Genomic DNA, 19,986 nt, shown 5'->3' on the forward strand with positions numbered 1-19,986 from the left:
CCAGCCGCACCTTCCGATACGGCTACCTTGTTACGACTTCACCCCAATCATCTACCCCACCTTCGGCGGCTGGCTCCCTTGCGGGTTACCCCACCGACTTCGGGTGTTGTAAACTCTCGTGGTGTGACGGGCGGTGTGTACAAGACCCGGGAACGTATTCACCGCGGCATGCTGATCCGCGATTACTAGCAATTCCGACTTCATGCAGGCGAGTTGCAGCCTGCAATCCGAACTGAGACCGGCTTTATAAGATTGGCTCCACCTCGCGGTTTCGCTTCCCGTTGTACCGGCCATTGTAGTACGTGTGTAGCCCAGGTCATAAGGGGCATGATGATTTGACGTCATCCCCACCTTCCTCCGGTTTGTCACCGGCAGTCACTCTAGAGTGCCCAGCTTCACCTGCTGGCAACTAAAGTCAAGGGTTGCGCTCGTTGCGGGACTTAACCCAACATCTCACGACACGAGCTGACGACAACCATGCACCACCTGTCTCCTCTGTCCCGAAGGCCGCACCTATCTCTAGGTGATTCAGAGGGATGTCAAGACCTGGTAAGGTTCTTCGCGTTGCTTCGAATTAAACCACATACTCCACTGCTTGTGCGGGTCCCCGTCAATTCCTTTGAGTTTCAGTCTTGCGACCGTACTCCCCAGGCGGAGTGCTTACTGTGTTAACTTCGGCACCAAGGGTATCGAAACCCCTAACACCTAGCACTCATCGTTTACGGCGTGGACTACCAGGGTATCTAATCCTGTTTGCTCCCCACGCTTTCGCGCCTCAGCGTCAGTTACAGCCCAGAAAGTCGCCTTCGCCACTGGTGTTCCTCCACATCTCTACGCATTTCACCGCTACACGTGGAATTCCACTTTCCTCTTCTGCACTCAAGCTGCCCAGTTTCCAGTGCGACCACAGGTTGAGCCCATGGTTTAAACACCAGACTTAAACAGCCGCCTGCGCGCGCTTTACGCCCAATAATTCCGGACAACGCTTGCCCCCTACGTATTACCGCGGCTGCTGGCACGTAGTTAGCCGGGGCTTTCTTCTCAGGTACCGTCACTCTCTTAGCAGTTACTCTAAGAGACGTTCTTCCCTGGCAACAGAGCTTTACGATCCGAAAACCTTCATCACTCACGCGGCGTTGCTCCGTCAGGCTTTCGCCCATTGCGGAAGATTCCCTACTGCTGCCTCCCGTAGGAGTCTGGGCCGTGTCTCAGTCCCAGTGTGGCCGTTCACCCTCTCAGGTCGGCTACGCATCGTCGCCTTGGTGAGCCGTTACCCCACCAACTAGCTAATGCGCCGCAGGCCCATCCCCTGGTGACAGATTGCTCCGCCTTTCCGCCTTCCGGTATGCACCAGAAGGTCTTATCCGGTATTAGCTACCGTTTCCGGTAGTTATCCCAGTCCAAGGGGCAGGTTGCCTACGTGTTACTCACCCGTCCGCCGCTAAGTATTTTGAAGAGCAAGCTCTCCAAAATACTCCGCTCGACTTGCATGTATTAGGCACGCCGCCAGCGTTCGTCCTGAGCCAGGATCAAACTCTCCAAAAAGGTAGAGCTGATAGCTCATTTTGAAACTGACGATTCATTAATATGAATCTTATAAATTAACGTGTTCCATTTGTTCAGTTTTCAAAGAACTTGCTCCCGGCACTTGAATATTTCGTCTCATGCACAGGAATTATAGAATAACATATTCAACTTCGTTCGTCAACTCTTTTTTTCAATCGTGATTTCAATCTTCATCACAACCTCGCGAGCGACAAGAAATAATATATCATGCCAACAGCAATTGCGCAACCCTTTTTTTCAAAATAATTTATTCCTCTTTCTTGCCAGAGGGTTAAACGTTCAATCTATCATCTTTCCCCGTAATGTTCATTGCGGTAAAACGGCAAAAAGAGTTATCTTAGTTCATATCGATATGCCCGGTTTTAATATAGAAAGGAGCTGTTATGAGAAATCAGCCGACGTCAACAATAGCCCCGTCAAAATTGGCGGCCGGTGAGCAGCGCAATCTTCAGCAAGCTACAATCTACCGTATACTCCTCGCCGTCAGCTTCGTTCACTTGTTCAATGATTCGATTCAGGCGGTGATTCCGGCGATTTTTCCGATCCTTAAGAGCAATATGCTTCTATCGTACGCTCAGGTCGGATGGATATCATTCGCGCTCAACGTCACTTCTTCGGTTATCCAACCGGTCATCGGCTATGCCGCCGACCGCCATCCGCGTCCAATCCTGCTTCCGCTTGGGATGGGCAGCACCTTAACGGGTGTTCTGCTGCTGGGTTACGCCAATAATTATGTGCTGGTGCTTCTTTCGGTTATTCTGATCGGCTTTGGCTCCGCGGCCTTTCATCCTGAAGGCATGCGTGTTGCACATATGGCGGCGGGACTGAAAAAGGGGCTGTCCCAATCGATTTTCCAGGTCGGGGGCAATGCTGGACAGTCTCTCGGTCCCCTGCTGACAAAATGGGTGTTCATCCCGTTTGGACAGATCGGCGCGTTGGGATTCACGGTGGTCGCCGCTGCTGGCGTCTTGGTGCAGACCTATGTAGCTCGTTGGTACCAAGAGATGCTGGACGCAGGGTATACCTTTCGCAAAAAAACCGTCTCCCGCGCAATGGACCCCGCCAGGAATAAAAGCATTCTGAATGCCACCGTCATTCTGGTCATCCTCGTCTTTGTGCGGTCATGGTACGGTCAGGCCATCGGCAGTTATTATACGTTCTATTTAATGGAGAAGTACGGTATGGTGCTGGATCATGCCCAGAATTATATTTTCATGTACTTGGCCGCCGGCGCGGTTGGTACTCTATTTGGCGGTCCACTGGCGGACCGGTTCGGACGGCGGAATCTCATCCTGTTCTCCATGGTCGGAACCGTGCCCTTCGCGCTCGCGCTTCCGTTCGCAAGCCCGTTTTGGGCAGGTGTGCTGCTGCTGATCGGCGGATTCGTTCTTTTGTCCAGTTTCTCGGTTACCGTCATTTACGCGCAAATGCTGTATCCCGGCAATATCGGCACCGTCTCCGGCCTGATTACCGGCCTCGCTTTTGGACTCGGCGGCATTGGCTCGCTGTTCATCGGCCACATGATCGATGCGGTAGGCATCACGAGCGTATTCATTGTCTGTGGCTTTCTTCCGCTTCTCGGACTTCTTGCCCTGCTTCTTCCGGGGGACGGTAAGCTTGAGGAGTGGGCGGCGGAGTAACGCTTGATAATGTATAGCTTTTTCGATAAAGGCTCATCTCCCTTCTCTGGAGGAGGAGAGTGAGTCTTTTTTGCTGCCCGGCGCCGCATTGTTTTGATGTATTATTCAACGTCCGATTTTTGCGTTACAATTAATTAAAACTTGAATTATCGACTGGTCTTTCAGAAAGGGGGAGAGGCAATGGCAAACAAAGCGCTTGCGCGCATCCGAAAAGGCTATGGAAAAAAGCTTGTCACCATTCACGCATGGAACGCCTGGCTGGTACTGTTCTTGGCTGTAAGCGGCTTGATGCTGCTGGGCGCTTTTTGGAGGGAATGGCTGGGAGAAGGCCGCGTCTGGCTGAAATGGGGGCATATTCTGGCCGGGCTTGCGCTGCTCGTTCCGGTTGCCTATTATCTGCTGCTGGCGGCGAAGCATTGGAAACGGCTAAATGGGAAACCGGGGCAAAAAGCCAATGTTATCACGGTTCTTGCGCTGCTGCTAGGTTGGATCGTATCCGGTGTTGTCCTCTGGCTATTCAAAGTCTTTGGCCCTAGGGCGGCCAACGCCGCGCTGCTGGCGCATGATCTCTTCACATGGATCGGTCTGCCGATCATCATTTATCACTCGCTTACCCGCACCCGCTGGCTTAAAGAACCGGATAAACGGTCGATTCGGCCGGAACAAGATATCAAAGACGCAGCGCTTCCTGAAAAAGCTGAAAAAGCCGTTTCGTCGCCCCAGCCTCTATATACGCGGCGCGGCTTTCTCAAAGCTGCCGTCGGCGCGGGGCTGGCGGTTACGCTCGGACCTACTTTTGTCCGCTGGATGGGCCGGTCGCTGCAGCTGCCTTCGTCTGAAGTGCCTGCGGCGGCTAATGCCAACCACCTCCTGCCCGACCCCGTTCCGCTGCCGCAGTCTTCCCCGCCGATCGGAGGGGGCGCAGAAGGGCATTTTCGCGTGTATACGGTAACGGACATCCCCTCCTTCGACAATTCGAACTGGTCTTTTACGGTTGACGGTCTGGTGGACAACAAGCTGAACTGGAACTGGGAGCAGTTCGTGAATCTCCCGCGGGAGGTTCAGGTGAGCGATTTTCATTGTATTACGGGCTGGTCGGTGTATAAAAATACATGGGAAGGCCTCCCCCTTGCCAAGCTGCTCGACATGGCCTCCGTGCAAAATGGTGCTGCAAGCGTCAAATTTTATTCCGGAGACGGCGTTTACACCGATTCGCTGACGTTGGAGCAAGCGCGGATGGACGATGTGCTAGTCGCTGTTATGCACGACGGCAAGCCGATTACAAACGAGCTGGGCGGTCCCGTACGGCTTATCGTTCCGCAAATGTATGCCTATAAATCGGTAAAATGGCTTAATCGCATTGAACTGATCGAAGGCGAACATGTCGGCTACTGGGAACAGCGGGGCTATAATACCGATGCGTGGCTGCCGGGGAAAACGAAAATTTGAAAAAGGCCTGTCCTTTAGGGAATGCTCTCTCCCCGGACAAGCCAACAAGTAAGAAGCAGGTTACTCCTTAATTTCCTCAAACGAAGCGTCGTACAGCCGGAACATGGTCTTGTATCCCGACTCGTCGATTTTAATGCCTACCTCAAGCCGTCCGGTCACCTGGAGCGGACCCGATTTATGCCTCAGCTTAACATCGTCCGGCACAAATACAATCATAATCTTGTTCCAGTACGTTTCGTCCCCGTTGTCAAAAGGACATTCGGCACCGGGCTGAGGGATCAGCAGGAACCAGTGCTTTTCGAAGGAGAGCACCTCGCCCATAAAGCCTTTGATGGTCACTGTGCTTTTACTCTCGCTGAGGTCCCAGAAGCGCTCCGACGGCCGGGTCTGGTCCCCTCCGTCAAAAAAATCCGACCAGCCTATGGTTACCGTGCCTGACGGGCTAGCTGCATTCGGGCTCTTAGCCGGAGCGGCGGAAGAGGCGGCTTCCGTCTTGCCGCCGTTACCCGAATTGACGGAAGGCGAAGCAGGCTCACGCGTAGGGGAAGCAGCGGCGGCAGACGCTTGGCGGCTGGCGCCGGACGTCTTGGCTGCGGCGCTATTGGCGGGAACAGCCGCAGGCTTGCCGGCGCCGGCCTTCGCCCCATCGGCGGAAGGCGTTCCTTTGGCCGAATTCGTCGCTGGCGCCGAATTCGAAGCTTCCGTCTTTGGAAGCGGCGTTTGCTTCGCATCGGACGAAGCCGAGGCAGTTGACGCCGGGGATGGTGCCGCAGAGCTCGAAGCGGCGGTAGCGGAGCCCGGGGATGGTTCGGCAGAGCTGACGGCAGCGGTGGCGGAACCCGGGAATGGTGAAGCGCCCGGGGACGCCTCCGGCGAAGCGGAATGTAAAGCAGCGGCGGAATCCCCGGCTGCCTTCCGATCCTCATTCACCTGAGAACTATTTTGTTCCTCATCAGATACCGAGGTGTTCTGAACCGACGAAAACGAAGACGCCGACGTCTCTTCCCCATCCTTGCCGCATGCGGACAGCAATAGGGTAAGGCATACAGCCGCGGCGGTCAGAAACTTTTGTCTTGTCTTCATAAGGCAGCTTACCTCCTAAGATTTAAACAAAGCGAGCGGCTGAAGCCGGTACATCCGAAAGGCGGGAATCAGCGATGCCAGCAGCCCGAGCGCGATCGTTCCTGCGGCAATCCAGCCGTGATCGGCGTTCCACAAATAAGGGTTGATTCGGACTCCCGCTTTGGCAAACAGCACTTCTCTAAAGAGCAGCGCGGACAAATGTCCCGCAAGGAAGCCCGCCGCAAGACCGGTCAGCGTCAGGATCAGACCCTCACTGATTAGTGTCATCCATACATAACTCTTCGGCTTGCCCAGCAGCCGCAGCAGACCGGCATCTTTGGTGCGCTCCCCGGCAGCGGCGATCAAAGACAACAGAATCGTAATCGCGGCAAGAAGCACACACAGGCCGGCCAATATTTCGACAAGCCGGGAGCCTTGATCGACCGCGTTCACTACATCCGACACGGCCTTGCTTGAATATGCAGCCTGAACTTGGCCGCTGCCATCAAGCGTCTGCTTCAGATTATGCGCGCCAAGTAAGGTGGCAGGCTTCACCAGAACGGCCGTAATCTCACGATCCTCTCCTTGAAGCCCATGAACCGCCCAGGCATAGTCAACGGTCGTGAACACCGCCCGGTCATCCGGTGTGTTCAGCGTGGGAAGGATACCGATCACCGTATATTTAAAGCCTTCATGTGAATGTTCTTCCTCTCCTTCACCGGTATGGCTCTCGGTGGCCTCTTCAGCGGAATGATGCTCTCCTTCCTCCACAAGACCGTGAGCGCCAGCGAACGTATCGCCCACATGCAGACCGAGCGTCTGCGCGACATGCGATCCGACAACCGCTTCGCCCGTCTTGGCATACAGCTGGCCTGCCTTCAGGGTACGGTCGCCGTACCGTGTCAGAAAATACTCCGGATCAATGCCGACTACCGGAAATCCGTTATAGTTGTCACCAGTGGTCATGGCGTAAGCTTTGTCCACGCCCGAATCGCTTCGCGCCTGGTCAAGTACGCTTGCCGGAATGTTCCCGGTAGGCGCGCCGATATGATAGAACGTATTCAGTACAAGCTGGGTTTCGCTGCCCTGTGCGCCAATGACGAGATCGAACGGGCCGTAACCTTTTTCCGCCCCCTGCTCGACGCTATCCCGGAAAAGCGAAAACAGAACGATAAAAGCGACGGTCGCCCCGATCGCGCAGACGGTAAGAAAAGAAAGAAAAAGCCGATGCCGGATATTGCTCAGCGACAATGAAAAAAGATTCATCCGTTGCTTACCTCCTGTACTCCCTCTCTCCCGGCTGGATGCTCGGCATGCTTCCGAACGCGGTTCAGTTCCCTAATATCGAGACATTTCGGAAAGCGCTCCGCCATGTTCAGGTCATGCGTGACGACAATCAGGGTCTGCTGCCTGGAAGAGCTCAGATCGAGCAAAAGCCGCGAAATTTCATCCGCGGTCTCCCAGTCCAGACTGCCGGTGGGCTCATCCGCAAGTACCAGCGGCGGATTGTTCACAAGCGCGCGGACAATCGCCACCCGCTGCTGCTGGCCCCGGGACAATTGGGAAGGCATATGCTTCGCCCGGTCAGGCAAGCCTACTCTCTCCAACCACTCGGAGATGAGCGTCTTTCTCTGCTTCGCGGGCATACTGGCGTTCATTGCGATTTCGATATTCTGGCTGGCGGTAAGAGATGGAATCAGGTGAAAATCCTGCAGCACATAACCGATGCTCCGGGAACGCAGCCGATCCCGCTGCGATTCCGTCATTTGGTGCAGCGGCTGCCCTTCCAGGTAAATCTCACCCTTGTCCGGCACCGCAATTCCGCTGATTAAATGGAGCAACGTGCTTTTACCGGACCCGCTGGGTCCGGTAATCGCCACCTTTTCACCTTTTTCCACCTGCCAAGAAGGAATATCCAGAATCGGCAGACTGCGTCCGTCGATCCGGAAGCTTTTGCTCAGGCCGGAAATTTGAAGCATGCTCACTCCCCCTTACCGCAGAACAATTCGTTCGGAGAGCGAATCCCATTTCAGATTTTTGCCGGTCAACTGGCTGAAAGCGGTCAGCGGAAGATATACGGTTCCGTTATCGTTATCGACCGTGAAAGATACAGCCTTGCCGTTCAATGTTGCGGTCAGAGACGACATGTCGATGTTCAGCGTATTTTTGCCAAAAGAGGCTTTAGCTACGGTCGATCCGCTGCTGTAGCTTCCACCAAGGGCTTTGATCAGCGAGGCAACAGGATACAGCACTTCGTTCTCGCGATTGATTTTAAATTTCGGATAAACATATTTCGATTGGAGCTCGGCGGATCTCTTGTCCAGATTAACCCCTACAATGGCAGCGGAAGCTCTGGCGATCTGGGTATTATCCACTTGGCCTTTCACCTTACCCGCGATTGGACCATAAGCCCATATCCCGACATCAACGGCGGAATGCCCGTGCCCGGACCAGCCAATCAGCAGTCTTTTGGAAATCACGGCATTGTAGGCTCCCTCCTGCTTGTAAGAGGAACCGTCGCCCGCCAGAATCGCTTGCACTTCTTCATCGGTCAGATCGTTAAATCCGGTATTCTCCGCCACAATGCTGCGAATTTCTTCCGGAGTCTTGGCCTCCGCAAGCTTGCTGGCGATGGATTCCGAGGAATGCTTCTGCTTGTCCCACAGGTCGATATTCAGCTCATAGATATTGTCGCGCGACAGGGACAAACCGCCCGTTTCATGGTCCGCGGTCACGACTACGGATGTATTGCCGTCTTTTTTGGCGAACTCGATTGCAGTCTTAAAGGCAGCGTCGAAATCAAGCGTCTCCTGGACAAGCGTTGGAAAATCGTTGGCATGTCCCGCATGGTCGATCCGACCGCCTTCGATCATCATGACAAAGCCGTTCTTATCCTTGGACAAAATCTTCAAAGCGGACGACGTCATAGCCGCCAGGCTCGGAATTTCAGCAGTACGGTCCGGGGTATAGGCGACATGGGAGCTGCCGAACAGACCCAGCGCTTTAGTCGTGGAAGCCGGAAGGGCCTTCAGCGCGCTCGTATTCTCGACAATGGTATACCCTTTCGCTTTAAAATCAGGCAGAATATTTTTATCCGTCCGCTTGCCCTTCTCATCCTTCGTTACAAAAAATTGCTTGCCCCCGCCAAAAAGCACATCCACGCCGCTATCCAGGTACTGGGTGGCAATGGCCGACTCGTTGTCGCGGTTGCGTACATGCGATGCGTATACGGCTGGTGTTGCATGGGTGATCCGCGCGGTGGTCACAAGACCGGTTGCTTTGCCGCTTCTCTCCGCAGCTTCAATGACGGAAGCAAAAGGCTTGGCTACGTCTTCATTGGAGACGCTGATGCCCGCGTTGTAAGTCTTATGCCCTGTGGCAAAAGCTGTGCCGGCCGATGCGGAGTCCGTTACGACCCCTGACACCACTTTACCGCCGTCTTCGCCGCGATCCGCATAGGTAGTAGCTTGTCCAACATAGTAAGGGTCGAGGTTGAGATGCTTGACTCCCTTTTTATACTGTTCGTAATAACGCGTTGCCGAGATTTGCGCGGGTCCCATGCCGTCGCCAATCAGGACGATGAGATTTTTCGATGGGGCTTTTGCTTTTGGAGCCGTTGGCGTTTTGGAAGAACTTTGCGCCGCGTAGGCGAAGCTTCCTGCAGAAAGGATCAGGCAGGCCAAGCCGCCGATTGCAACTTTTTTCAGACCTTTGTTCATCTTTTTATATACCCTCCCAGTGGTAAGTAATTCTTCTATAGTCTAAGGGGAGAGTATTGTCTCCATGTAAAAATATTGCCTGACTTGGATTAAATTTGAGCCTTTCTGTGATTACTCAGAAAAAAAGACCCGCTTCAAGGGTATCCCTTGGAGCGGGTCCATTATGAGGAACGTGATGCTTAGCTTAGATTTAGCCTAACCTTAAAGAAACGTCTGCAGTCTGCGGGGATTAGCCCTTCGAACCTTCAGACGGAGCACCGCCCTCCAGCAGACGGAGCAATTCCTCCTCATCCTCGATGACCGGGATGCCGAGTGTCTGCGCTTTGGCCAGCTTGCTGCCGGCCTTCTCCCCGGCAATGACGAGATCGGTCTTCTTCGAAACGCTGCCGGTGACTTTAGCGCCAAGCGCTTCCAGCCTCTCGGCCGCTTCGTCCCGGGTCAGCTTCTGGAGCGTTCCGGTCAAGACTACCGTCTTGCCACTGAAGAAGGAATCGGTCACGACCGGAGCCGGCGCTTCCGGCGCCTTGGCCTGTACGCCCAAATCAAGCAGGCGGCGGATGCCTGTGACCACAAACGGATCGGCAAAAAAGGAAACGATGCTCTCGGCTACAATGCCGCCGATATCGGGCAGCGCCGACAGCTCCTCCGCATTTGCCGTCATGACGGCGTTCAGATCGCGGAAGTGATCGGCCAGCATCTTGGTCGTCGCTTTGCCGGTATTCGGGATGCCCAGCGCAAACAGGAAGGAAGCGAGATCCCGCCCCTTGCTCTCCTCAAGCGCCTGAAGGAGATTGCTCGCCTTCTTCTCGCCGAACCGCTCCAGCTTCACAAGCTGCTCGGGCGTCAGCTCGTAGAGATCCGCAGGCTCACGTACTTCCAGTTCATCGTACAGCTGGGACGCCGTCTTGTCGCTGAAGGTTTCGATGTCCATGGCGTCCCTCGAGGCAAAATGAGTGATCCTCGCGACGATCTGCGGCTTGCAGTTCAGCTTGTTGTTGCAGAACAGATGCGCTCCCCGCATTTCCAGCGGATAACCGCAGGCCGGACAGTGGTCGGGATAGATGATCTCCCCGCCGTCTTTCTCATCCGTTACCTTCCCGAGAATTTCCGGTATGACATCATTGGACCGGCGGATAAACACGCGCGTTCCGAGCGCATGCTTCAGGTTCTTCCGCTCAATGTCGCCGATATTGTTAAGCGTGCAGTTCTGCACGGTAACGCCGGCCAGTTCCACCGGTTCGACCCGTGCCAAAGGCGTTACTTTGCCAGTCCGGCCGACGTTCCAATCGACCGATTCCAGCACAGTGGTTGTCTCCTCCGCCTCGAACTTGTAGGCGACCGCCCAGCGGGGGAACTTGTCCGTATACCCGAGCACTTCGCGGATACGGAAATCCGTGATTTTGATGACCGCGCCATCGATCAGGTAATCAAGCTTAGAGCGGCCTTCCTCAATTTCGGCCAACTGTTCCGTCACTTCGTCGAAGCTGTCGAAATAGGCCAGATAAGGATTAACCTTGAACCGGTTGTCTCGCAAAAACTGCATCATTTCCTGGTGGTCATGAAACTCGATGCCTTCCGAGTAGCCAACATTGTAGAAAAAGGCATTCAGCTTCCGCTCCGCCGTCAGCTTCGGATTCAGGTTGCGCAGCGCTCCGGCCGCGCCGTTGCGGGCGTTCTTCAGCGGGTCAGCCGCCGTCCGGTTGTATTCGGCAAGCACCGATAAGTTCATGATGCCCTCGCCCTGAACCTCAATGACGCCATCCTTGAAGGGAATGGTCAGCGGAACCGATTTGATCGTCTTCACCTGCGCCAAAATCCCTTCGCCTGTGGTGCCGTTGCCCCGTGTGGAAGCCTGAACCAGTCTGCCATCACGATAGGTCAGATTCAGCGTCAGACCGTCGAATTTCAGCTCCACGGCATAGCCGGGCTCCGGAAGCGGCTGCTCGGGATTCTTGCTGTTATAATCGTTCACCAGTTTGAGCACCCGGGCATTCCAGCTGCGGAGCTGTTCAATGTTCTGGGCTTTGTCGAGGCTCCAGAGCGGAGCGAGGTGCCGGTGCGGCACAAAGCCCTTCAGAAGCTCTCCGCCGACGCGCTGGGTCGGCGAATCGGGCAGAACGATGCCGCTCTCCGCTTCCAGGGCGACGAGCTTGTCGTAGAGCGCGTCGTATTCCTTGTCGCTGACAATCGGCGCATCCAGCGTATAGTAGTAGTAATTATATTTATTCAGCTCCGCCACAAGCTCTTCCATCGTATGCATTGCGTCCATGCCTCAGACATCCCTCCGCCATCCCGATTCATTTCCTTCTTCCTCAGCCTGATCCAAAAGCAGGCTGGTTAACCATCCGCGCCATGCCCGGCGCTATAAGCCAGGGCTATCGCGCCGAATCTCTTACTCCACCTTAGTGATCGGCGCAAACCCTGCGAGCAGCCGTTTCACGCCCACCGGCGCCGGGAAGGCAATCTGCAGCTCCATGTCGTTGCCGCTGCCTTTCACGGCCACAATGGTGCCAACGCCCCATTTCCCGTGCGAGACCTTGTCGCCCGCATTGAAATCAGCGGGCGCCCCACCACCCGCCGGACGGGACGCAGCCCCGCCCGAGGTCACGGTCACGCGGCTGCGCCCGGCCGCCGCGGACGCCGAAGCGCCGCCGTAGCCTGCGGCGGCGCCCGGCGATGAGGCGGCGGCTCCGCTCCGGCCGCCGCCGAAATTGCCGCGGCCGCCTGCGCCGAAGCCGCGGCCGCCATAGGCTCCGCCCGCCTCGCTGCCCCGGCGGAAGCGGTCGCTGCTCATGACGGTGTCTTCCTTCAGCTCCTCCGGAATCTCGTCCAGGAAGCGGGACGGCGGGTTGGCCGTCGTCCGCCCGAACAGCGTGCGCGCCCGCGCACAGGAGAGGAACAACTGCTTCTCGGCGCGGGTAATGCCCACATACGCCAGCCGCCGCTCTTCTTCCAGCTCATCATTGTCCTGGAAGGCGCGGCTGTGCGGGAATACCCCTTCTTCCATGCCAATGATGAACACGACCGGAAACTCCAGCCCCTTCGCGCTGTGCATCGTCATCAGCACGACCGCGTCGCTGCGGTCCTCCTCCGTATCGTTCATGCTGTCGATGTCGGCGATCAGGGCAAGATCGGTCAGGAAGGAGACGAGTGACTTGTCATCGTTATTTTTCTCAAATTCCATCGTCACCGACAGAAACTCGTCGATATTCTCGAGGCGGGAGCGCGATTCAATCGTGTTCTCCTTCTGCAGCTCCAGCTTGTACTGCGACATTTCCAGCACCTTCTCCGTCAGCTCCGTCACCGACAGAAATTCCACCATCCGGTGGAGCGCCAGAATCATGTCGTAGAACTCGACCAGCGCGTTCCGCGTCCGTCCCGCAAATCCCAGGTCGTCCACCGTTTCCAGCACGCGGAAGATGGAGACGCCACGGGCTGCTGCCGCATCGGTAAGCTTGCCAACCGTCGTGTCGCCGAGCCCTCTTTTGGGAACATTGATCACCCGGGTTAAGCTGATGTCGTCATCGGGATTGGACAGCAGCCGCAGATAAGCGAGCAGGTCCTTGATTTCTTTGCGGTCGTAGAACTTGATGCCCCCGACAATCTGGTAAGGGATATCCGATTTAATGAGAATTTCCTCTATTACCCGCGACTGCGCATTGGTCCGGTACAGGATCGCATGATCCTGGTACGACTTACCTTTTTTCACATTCTTGCTGATTTCTCCGGATACAAAATAACCCTCATCATGCTCGGAATCGGCCCGGTACACCTTGATCTTCGGCCCCTCCTCCGAATCCGTCCACAGCTTCTTCGGCTTGCGTCCGGTATTCAGCGCGATCACGCCGTTCGCGGCGTTCAGAATGTTCGAGGTCGAGCGGTAGTTCTGCTCCAGCAAAATAACCTTGGCCTCCGGATAATCTTCCTCGAAGTTGAGAATATTGCTGATGTCGGCGCCGCGCCAGCGGTAGATCGACTGGTCGCTGTCGCCGACGACGCATATATTGTGATGGCTGTCCGCCAGCATACGGCAGAGCATATACTGCGCCCGGTTCGTATCCTGATACTCGTCTACATGGATGTACTTGAACTTCCGCTGGTAGAAATCGAGCACCTCGGGCACTTCCTTGAACAGCTGGATCGTCGTCATGATCAGATCGTCGAAATCGAGCGAGTTGTTGCTTCTCAGCCTTTTTTGGTACATTGTATATATTTTGGCAACGAGGCCTTCAAAATAATCCCCGATCTTCATCTCATACTGCGCAGGCGTCACCAGTTCGTTCTTGGCCGTGCTGATCATCGACTGAACCGCCTTCGGCTCGAATTTCTTCGTGTCGATATTCAGCTCCTTCATGCAGCTGCGGATTACGGAGAGCTGGTCGGTGGAATCCAGAATGGAAAAATTGGACGTAAATCCGATCCGCTCGATATCCTTCCGCAATATCCGAACGCACATGGAGTGGAATGTGGACACCCAAATGTCGCGGCCTTCCGGGCCTACGAGCTTGGACACCCGTTCCTGCATTTCTCTTGCCGCCTTGTTCGTGAATGTAATGGCAAGAATCGCCCAAGGCGGAGCCTTGCGGTTAGCGATCAGCCAGGCGATGCGGTGGGTGAGCACCCGGGTCTTCCCGCTTCCCGCTCCGGCCATAATCAGCAGCGGACCGTCTGTCGTCTCGACCGCTTGGCGCTGGGGAGGATTGAGCCGGGTTACGGCGTCTTGTATATTAACGGATTGCATGTAGGACATGCCCCTTTCTGAATAGCTTAAAACGCAAATTCCATACGTGGTTCTACATAAAACTACTATATTATTCCTTGAATAGCGCGGTCTGCTTAACCGCCTCGACTGTGGACAGTGCCCGCTCAATGTCGCTATAAACGATGTTTCCTACGACAACCGTATCAGCCAGAGAAGCCGCAAGCTGAGCTTGCTCCGGTCCGGCCACTCCGCCGCCGTAGAAAAGACGGGCATGGCTGACGGCATCGCGCACCGTTTTCATGGTCTCCACATCTCCAAAGCTGCCGCTGTATTCCAGATAGACGATAGGCAGCGCCATCAGCTTGTCCGCAACATGCGCACACGCAGCCGCTTCATCAGCCGACAGCCCTGTATCCGCACCGGTCAGGCGGGCTACGGCGGAATTTTCGTTCAGCACAATGTACCCCTCGGCCAACAGCAGCTCCCAGGGGATAAAATCACCGTAGCGCTCGACGCCTCTTCGATGGTGGCCGATAATCCATGCCGGATCGGGGGTGTTCAGCACCATAGGAATCATGTAAGCGTCAAAGCCGGGCACGACAGCGGTCAGATCGGACACTTCCAGGGCGCACGGCACGCCATAATCCTGAATTCTGGACAGGAGAAGGGAGGTATTCTCATAGGTTACGCCTGTAGACCCGCCCACCAAAATGGCATCCGTTCCAGACTGGCAGACCGCCCTCAGCTCTTCCTCGCTGATATCGCGATCCGGGTCCAGCTTGAACACATGACGCCAGCTCTCAATCATTTGTCGCACCACAGTCATGATCTTCCATCCTTATTCGGGTTAATAAGCATCCAGCTTATACTTCTTATATGTTATGATAGCCGGATAGACGTGTCAATGAAATGCGAACATTTTTTCGCCTTTTCGGTCAATCCCTACAGCATAAAAGAGGGTTCTCCAACTCTATTGGCCCCAAAAAGGCTGACGCAATCCCCCCGACGTCTTCACCTCGTTCTCGGAGATAAAATCGGTATAAAATCCGTCCACCCCCAAACGATACAGCCTGCGAATTTCCTTCATATCGTTGACCGTATGGACGTAAACGCGAGCTCCGGCATCCTTTAGCCTGCCTACAAATCCGGCACTGGCGCGGTCGGCAGGCATCGTAATATCGACGTTCGTTTTTTGAACGAATTCGATAACCTCCTCTTCGCTGTCCGGGGAATCATACAACGTATAGATTACATGCGGAAAAGCATAAATCCTGTTCAACTCCTCCAGCATCGGGCGGTTGTAAATCTGCGGCACAATTCGGGTGAGCAGCGCAGGGTCGCGCTCCCGGGTCTTTCCCACCAGCATCTCGAACTCCTTCGCCATCGCCCTGCCGGATTTCTTGATGTCTGTCACGATATAAACGTCCGGATAATGCTGCAGCAGGTCTAGAATGGTATCCCAATCCATCGGAGAGTAGATATCCAGGATCGGCGTGTTCATAAAATCATCGTAGCTGATCGCCTTCCCTTGCTTCGCTGCAGGCAGAGCGTCTAGCTGTCCAAGCAGCTTGCTCATATTCTTCGTCCATTCATGCCTCGCCACCAGCCTGCCGTCGCTCGTAAGCAGCAGGTCGGTCTCGAACAACCGAGTGCCCGCTTCATAATTGGCTACAAAAGCTTCAAAGGCGTTGGTGTACTTCTGACCGTTTATACTCCCCATCGCATGGGCGACAATCCGATATGCAGCAAGCCCCGTTCCAGCCTCTTCTTCATCCTTATAAGACAGCGCCAGCAGGAGGAGTAAAGCAAGCGAGAACAGGACGGCAAATGACAAGACTGTTTTTTTCTTCATATGCAGGATTCCTTTGGAAATAGGCTGTAAAAAGCAAATTCCCCGCCCGCCTTCAATCGGCGGAGCGGGGAAACGGGATGTATGATAGCCTTATTAATAAGCGTTCTTATTGATAAAACCGTTGCGAATCGTCTTGAAAATAATCCGGATATCGAACAGCAGCGACCAATTCTCAATATAGAAAATATCATGCTTGATCCGGTCTTCGATCGAGGTATCGCCGCGCAGACCGTTGCTCTGCGCCCAGCCGGTAATCCCGGGACGCACATGATGCTTGACCATGTACTTTGGAATTTCTTCTTTGAACTGCTCCACATAATAAGGGCGCTCCGGCCGCGGGCCGACTACGCTCATATGTCCCATCAGCACATTAAAGAACTGCGGAAGCTCATCCAGGCTCGTCTTGCGGATGAATGTCCCGAACCGGGTTCGCCGCGGATCACGCTCCGTGCTCCACCCCGTGTCCTCCTCGCCGTCCCGCTGCATTTTCATCGATCGGAACTTATACATCGTGAACGTTCGGCGGTTGAGGCCGACCCGTTCCTGCCGGAAAACGATGGGCCCCGGCGAGGTCATTCTCACTCCTAGTGCCACAATCAGCATGACCGGACTCATGACCACAATAGCGAAGAGCGAGAATACAATATCGAACATCCGCTTGGCCAACCGGTTGGCCGTCATGTCCAGCGGGATATCACGCACATTGATCATTGGCATTCCCGCAAAATTATCGAAGTACGGACGCGCAGGCAGGTAGTCGAAGAAATCCGGAATGATCAGCGTTCGAACCCCTGCCCGTTCACAGGCAGCGATAATGGCGGAAAACTTGTGATGCGCATCAAGCGGCAGAGCGAGAACCACCTCGTCGACCAGCATCGTCTCCAGCATCTTTGGCAGTTCGTCAAGCTTTCCGAGAATCGGTTTATAGCGCCTGGACTCCAGCGTATCCCATACTTGGTAATCGTCCAGAAAGCCGATAATCTCATAACCGAGCTCGGGGTAATTCGCGAGATTATCATAAATTCTTCTGCCCAGCGTTCCCGCCCCGAGAATGAGCACAAATTGGCGGTTCAGCCCTTTTTCCCGGAAGGACTTCAGCATCTTCTTCATCACGTACCGGTACAGCATGGTAGAGAGCATGATGAAGCCGATATAAATGGACAAGTATTGGCGGGAAATGTCGATTTCTCTTACAAAATACATCAGGCCCAGCAGGATGAAGATGCCCATAATGTGTACCTGAAAAATCTTCAGGAACTCATCCGCGAACCGCTTCTTCCGTTTCGGCATATACAGGGTGAGCAGAATACCGAGCAGAACGGCGATTCCGCCGTAGATTAAGCTCCAGTAGGCATAAGATTCAGCCGGCATATGGCTCTCGTAAGGCATCCAGTCGCTCTTGAATTTCAGCCACCAGGCGAGCAAAAACGCAGCCTGAATGATAATAAAGTCAGCGACCATATAAAGCTGGGTCAAAAATCGCTGGTTGCGGCGAATCATAATCTCACCTCAGCATTGGATTCGGAACTCTTGCCGGAGCTGCCCGCGGTCGAAAGACTTGGCACAGGCTCCCGCTTCCGGCGCGGGGCTGTCAAGGCATTCCGTAGAAGCGCCGCGGCGAACTTGAGCGCCACCCCGGCGGATACCGCCCCATTGACCGCAAAAGAATATTGCCTGCTGTAATGCTTACGATGAAAGACAATCATAGCGCGATGGAACTCGTAGATGATCTTGAGCGGTCTCCGCCGTGCGCTGCCGCCCTTCAGATGCACAATGAAAGCTTTGGGATAATAATAAATCTTCCAGCCGGCTTCCTTGATCCGGTAACACCAATCCAGATCCTCACCATACATAAAAAAGGTTTCGTCCAGTCCCCCGATCTGCTCGATCGTTTCCCGTCTTACCAGCATGAACGCCCCGACCAGACAATCGACCTCGTATTCCTTATCAGGGTCAAGATAACCGAGTTGATAGCCGTTGAAACGCGGGCTGTCAGGGAACAGCTTGCTGAATCCGAACGCATAATAGAAGGAAGCCGCCGGGGTCGGAAATCCCCGTTTGCACGCCTTATCCAGACTTCCATCCGGCAAAATCACCTTGCACCCCGAAGCCCCAAGCTCCGGCCGCCGGTCCATCAAGGCAATCATCGTTTCAAGCGTGTCCTGCTGCACCAACGTATCCGAATTCAACAGTAAAATATATCTGCCCGCGGCAATATTCATTCCCTGGTTATTGGCCCGCGCAAATCCGGTGTTCTCCTGGTTGGCAATCAACTTCACCTGCGGGAACCGCTCCCTTATGACTTCCACCGATCCGTCAGAAGAATGATTGTCGATCACAATAATTTCATAGGCATATTGGGTTTCCGAGTCATAGACCGACTGCAGACAATCGACTGTCAGGCGGCACGTATTGTAATTGACAATGATGATGCTGGCATCGATATTCACTTTTGCTTACGCTCCAGACAAAAATAGTAATCTATCGACAATATTATAGCATAAAACCTCCCTAAATAAGGGAGGCTTTCAGTAAGATTCATCTATTTACTTATTCATTCTCGGGATTGCAGGTCTGCTCGCGGGTCCGTTCTCGATGAAGCCGCAGTTCATGCTCAATAAATGTCGATACAATGCCGCGATAGATTTGCTCTATAACATCTGGATCGCCGCCATGCTCCGCAGCTGTCGTCCGTACTTTGTTAATTAACTGCTCTACACGCTGCGGAGCCTTGACGGCTTCGGCATCCTTTTTGAATGAGGCCGCTTGATTTACGTACAGATGCCTCTCGCACAGCAGCGCCACAATCTCCCTGTCCAGCCTGTCTATATTAGCTCTTACCTCTTCGATGCTGCCGCAGGATTTCATCACACTTTTCCCCCTCCGCATTTCACGCTCTCCTGAACCCATTTTCTTTTTCTTCTCAGCGAACCCCATTCTTTAAAAAAACTCCCCCATGCCTTCAATACGCCTGGCTCCTTAAGCAGCATATATGCGTGGACGGCGATTTCGTAAGGCAGAGACAGTAATATCGTCTTCGGCAAGGTTCGTATCGGTTCATTCTTAACAATCATCTTATACCGGTTGATATAAGAAATCCGCCGGATAAACAGCGGCTTCCCGCTGCGGCCCGATGCTTTCCAGCCCCGTTCATGATACCCAATCGCATCCGCGTCGTAATACGCTTTCCAGCCCAGCAGCCGCGCCCGCCACGCCACATCGACATCTTCCTTATAGGCAAAAAAATCCGCGTCAAAAAACTCGCCGTCCACGCTGACCGCCTCGATCATTCGCCTCGAATACATCGCCGCTGCACCCGATACGCCGAACACTTCGCTAGGGTCGGTCCAATGCTCCGCCGGCTCGCCCGCTCCCCGGTCAAAGGCCCTCCGGGCCTTGTTCATCCGCAGCCCCGTGCTGTCCACCGTCCCCGGATCCGCCTTGAACAGCAGCTTGCCGGTAGCGCTGCCGATTCCGGGATCGGCTTCCATCCGGGCAACCAGCCTGGACACATAGTCCGGCGCCAGCACAACGTCAGGGTTCAGCACCAGGACATAATCAGCATTGCTCGCAGCAATCGCCTGGTTATGGGCGGGCGCGAAGCCGGTGTTGGAGGGATTTTGTAGGAGGAGGAGCGGAAATGGCAGCTGTTCGTCATGGCTAACCGGCATTGTTGCCCGGTCCGTTCCCGCCATCCGATCGCCCCTTATTTCGTGCCAGACGTCTGCTTTATACCGGGATTGGATACGCTCCACTGTATGGTCGCTTGAGGCATTATCCACCACAATGATTTTTTGAATAGGATAGTCTTGATGAAACACAGCTTCCAGGCAATCGATAATGTCCTCTTCGCTGTTATAGGTAACGATATGTATGCTTACGGTTTTGTTGTTCATAAGGCCATTATAAAGGAAAACGAATGATCCTTAAATAAAAAGAAACGGCCGACGAGCGGCATTTATTCGACACTCCGCTGCGTCCTCTCATCGAAATAAG

At 54.5% G+C, this 19,986-nt stretch carries 14 protein-coding genes and 1 rRNA gene (1 of these 15 running past the window's edge); 2 read left to right on the forward strand and 13 right to left on the reverse strand.

The annotated features are described in order from the left end of the window. Positions 1–1,545: ribosomal RNA gene (locus PSAB_RS21965) — 16S ribosomal RNA — on the reverse strand (it extends 12 nt beyond the left edge of the window). Between the two features lie 404 nt (positions 1,546–1,949). Here PSAB_RS21965 and PSAB_RS21970 point away from each other — a divergent pair. Together PSAB_RS21970 and PSAB_RS21975 are read left to right on the forward strand one after the other, a co-directional pair. Then, positions 1,950–3,206 carry an MFS transporter gene (locus tag PSAB_RS21970; protein ID WP_025336708.1) on the forward strand — a complete coding sequence of 419 codons (1,257 nt, stop codon included), beginning with the start codon at positions 1,950–1,952 and terminating at the stop codon, positions 3,204–3,206. 180 nt (positions 3,207–3,386) lie between these two features. Continuing rightward, positions 3,387–4,655, forward strand: coding sequence for a molybdopterin-dependent oxidoreductase (locus PSAB_RS21975; RefSeq protein WP_025336709.1), 1,269 nt, complete (start codon positions 3,387–3,389; stop codon positions 4,653–4,655). Positions 4,656–4,715: 60 nt separating this feature from the next. On the opposite strand, the gene PSAB_RS24775 is transcribed toward PSAB_RS21975, so the two are convergent. The 12 genes from PSAB_RS24775 to PSAB_RS22035 all read right to left on the reverse strand — a co-directional run bounded on the left by PSAB_RS24775 (position 4,716) and on the right by PSAB_RS22035 (position 19,886). After that, positions 4,716–5,738, reverse strand: coding sequence for a hypothetical protein (locus PSAB_RS24775; protein WP_025336710.1), 1,023 nt, complete (start codon positions 5,736–5,738; stop codon positions 4,716–4,718). Positions 5,739–5,753: 15 nt separating this feature from the next. Further along, on the reverse strand, positions 5,754–6,983 hold the full coding sequence (locus PSAB_RS21985; RefSeq protein WP_025336711.1) for an ABC transporter permease: 1,230 nt from the start codon (positions 6,981–6,983) through the stop codon (positions 5,754–5,756). After that, positions 6,980–7,696, reverse strand: coding sequence for an ABC transporter ATP-binding protein (locus PSAB_RS21990; RefSeq protein WP_025336712.1), 717 nt, complete (start codon positions 7,694–7,696; stop codon positions 6,980–6,982). Before PSAB_RS21990 ends, PSAB_RS21985 begins: the two co-directional genes overlap by 4 nt. 12 nt (positions 7,697–7,708) lie before the next feature. Further along, complete coding sequence (locus tag PSAB_RS21995) at positions 7,709–9,436, reverse strand: alkaline phosphatase (RefSeq protein ID WP_025336713.1); 1,728 nt, start codon at positions 9,434–9,436, stop codon at positions 7,709–7,711. A gap of 229 nt (positions 9,437–9,665) precedes the next feature. After that, entirely contained in the window at positions 9,666–11,705 is a 2,040-nt protein-coding gene (ligA, locus tag PSAB_RS22000; RefSeq protein ID WP_025336714.1) for an NAD-dependent DNA ligase LigA, read from the reverse strand. Positions 11,706–11,828: 123 nt separating this feature from the next. Beyond that, positions 11,829–14,177 carry a DNA helicase PcrA gene (gene pcrA / locus PSAB_RS22005; protein WP_025336715.1) on the reverse strand — a complete coding sequence of 783 codons (2,349 nt, stop codon included), beginning with the start codon at positions 14,175–14,177 and terminating at the stop codon, positions 11,829–11,831. A gap of 70 nt (positions 14,178–14,247) precedes the next feature. Beyond that, positions 14,248–14,955, reverse strand: coding sequence for a heptaprenylglyceryl phosphate synthase (pcrB, locus tag PSAB_RS22010; protein ID WP_025336716.1), 708 nt, complete (start codon positions 14,953–14,955; stop codon positions 14,248–14,250). 153 nt (positions 14,956–15,108) lie between these two features. After that, on the reverse strand, positions 15,109–15,990 hold the full coding sequence (locus PSAB_RS22015; protein WP_025336717.1) for a phosphatidylinositol-specific phospholipase C/glycerophosphodiester phosphodiesterase family protein: 882 nt from the start codon (positions 15,988–15,990) through the stop codon (positions 15,109–15,111). Between the two features lie 93 nt (positions 15,991–16,083). Beyond that, positions 16,084–17,490: an undecaprenyl-phosphate glucose phosphotransferase gene (locus PSAB_RS22020; protein ID WP_025336718.1), complete on the reverse strand. Its 1,407-nt coding sequence runs from the start codon at positions 17,488–17,490 to the stop codon at positions 16,084–16,086. Continuing rightward, entirely contained in the window at positions 17,487–18,434 is a 948-nt protein-coding gene (locus PSAB_RS22025; protein WP_025336719.1) for a glycosyltransferase family 2 protein, read from the reverse strand. Before PSAB_RS22025 ends, PSAB_RS22020 begins: the two co-directional genes overlap by 4 nt. A gap of 106 nt (positions 18,435–18,540) precedes the next feature. Beyond that, positions 18,541–18,858, reverse strand: a complete 318-nt coding sequence (locus PSAB_RS22030; RefSeq protein WP_226991844.1) for a chorismate mutase — start codon at positions 18,856–18,858, stop codon at positions 18,541–18,543. Continuing rightward, a complete protein-coding gene (locus PSAB_RS22035; RefSeq protein ID WP_025336721.1) occupies positions 18,858–19,886 on the reverse strand; it encodes a glycosyltransferase family 2 protein in 1,029 nt (342 codons plus the stop codon). Before PSAB_RS22035 ends, PSAB_RS22030 begins: the two co-directional genes overlap by 1 nt. Between the last annotated feature and the right edge of the window lie 100 nt (positions 19,887–19,986).

Origin of the sequence: Paenibacillus sabinae T27 (assembly GCF_000612505.1) — a bacterium.
Taxonomy (GTDB): Bacteria; Bacillota; Bacilli; order Paenibacillales; family Paenibacillaceae; genus Paenibacillus_AQ; species Paenibacillus_AQ sabinae.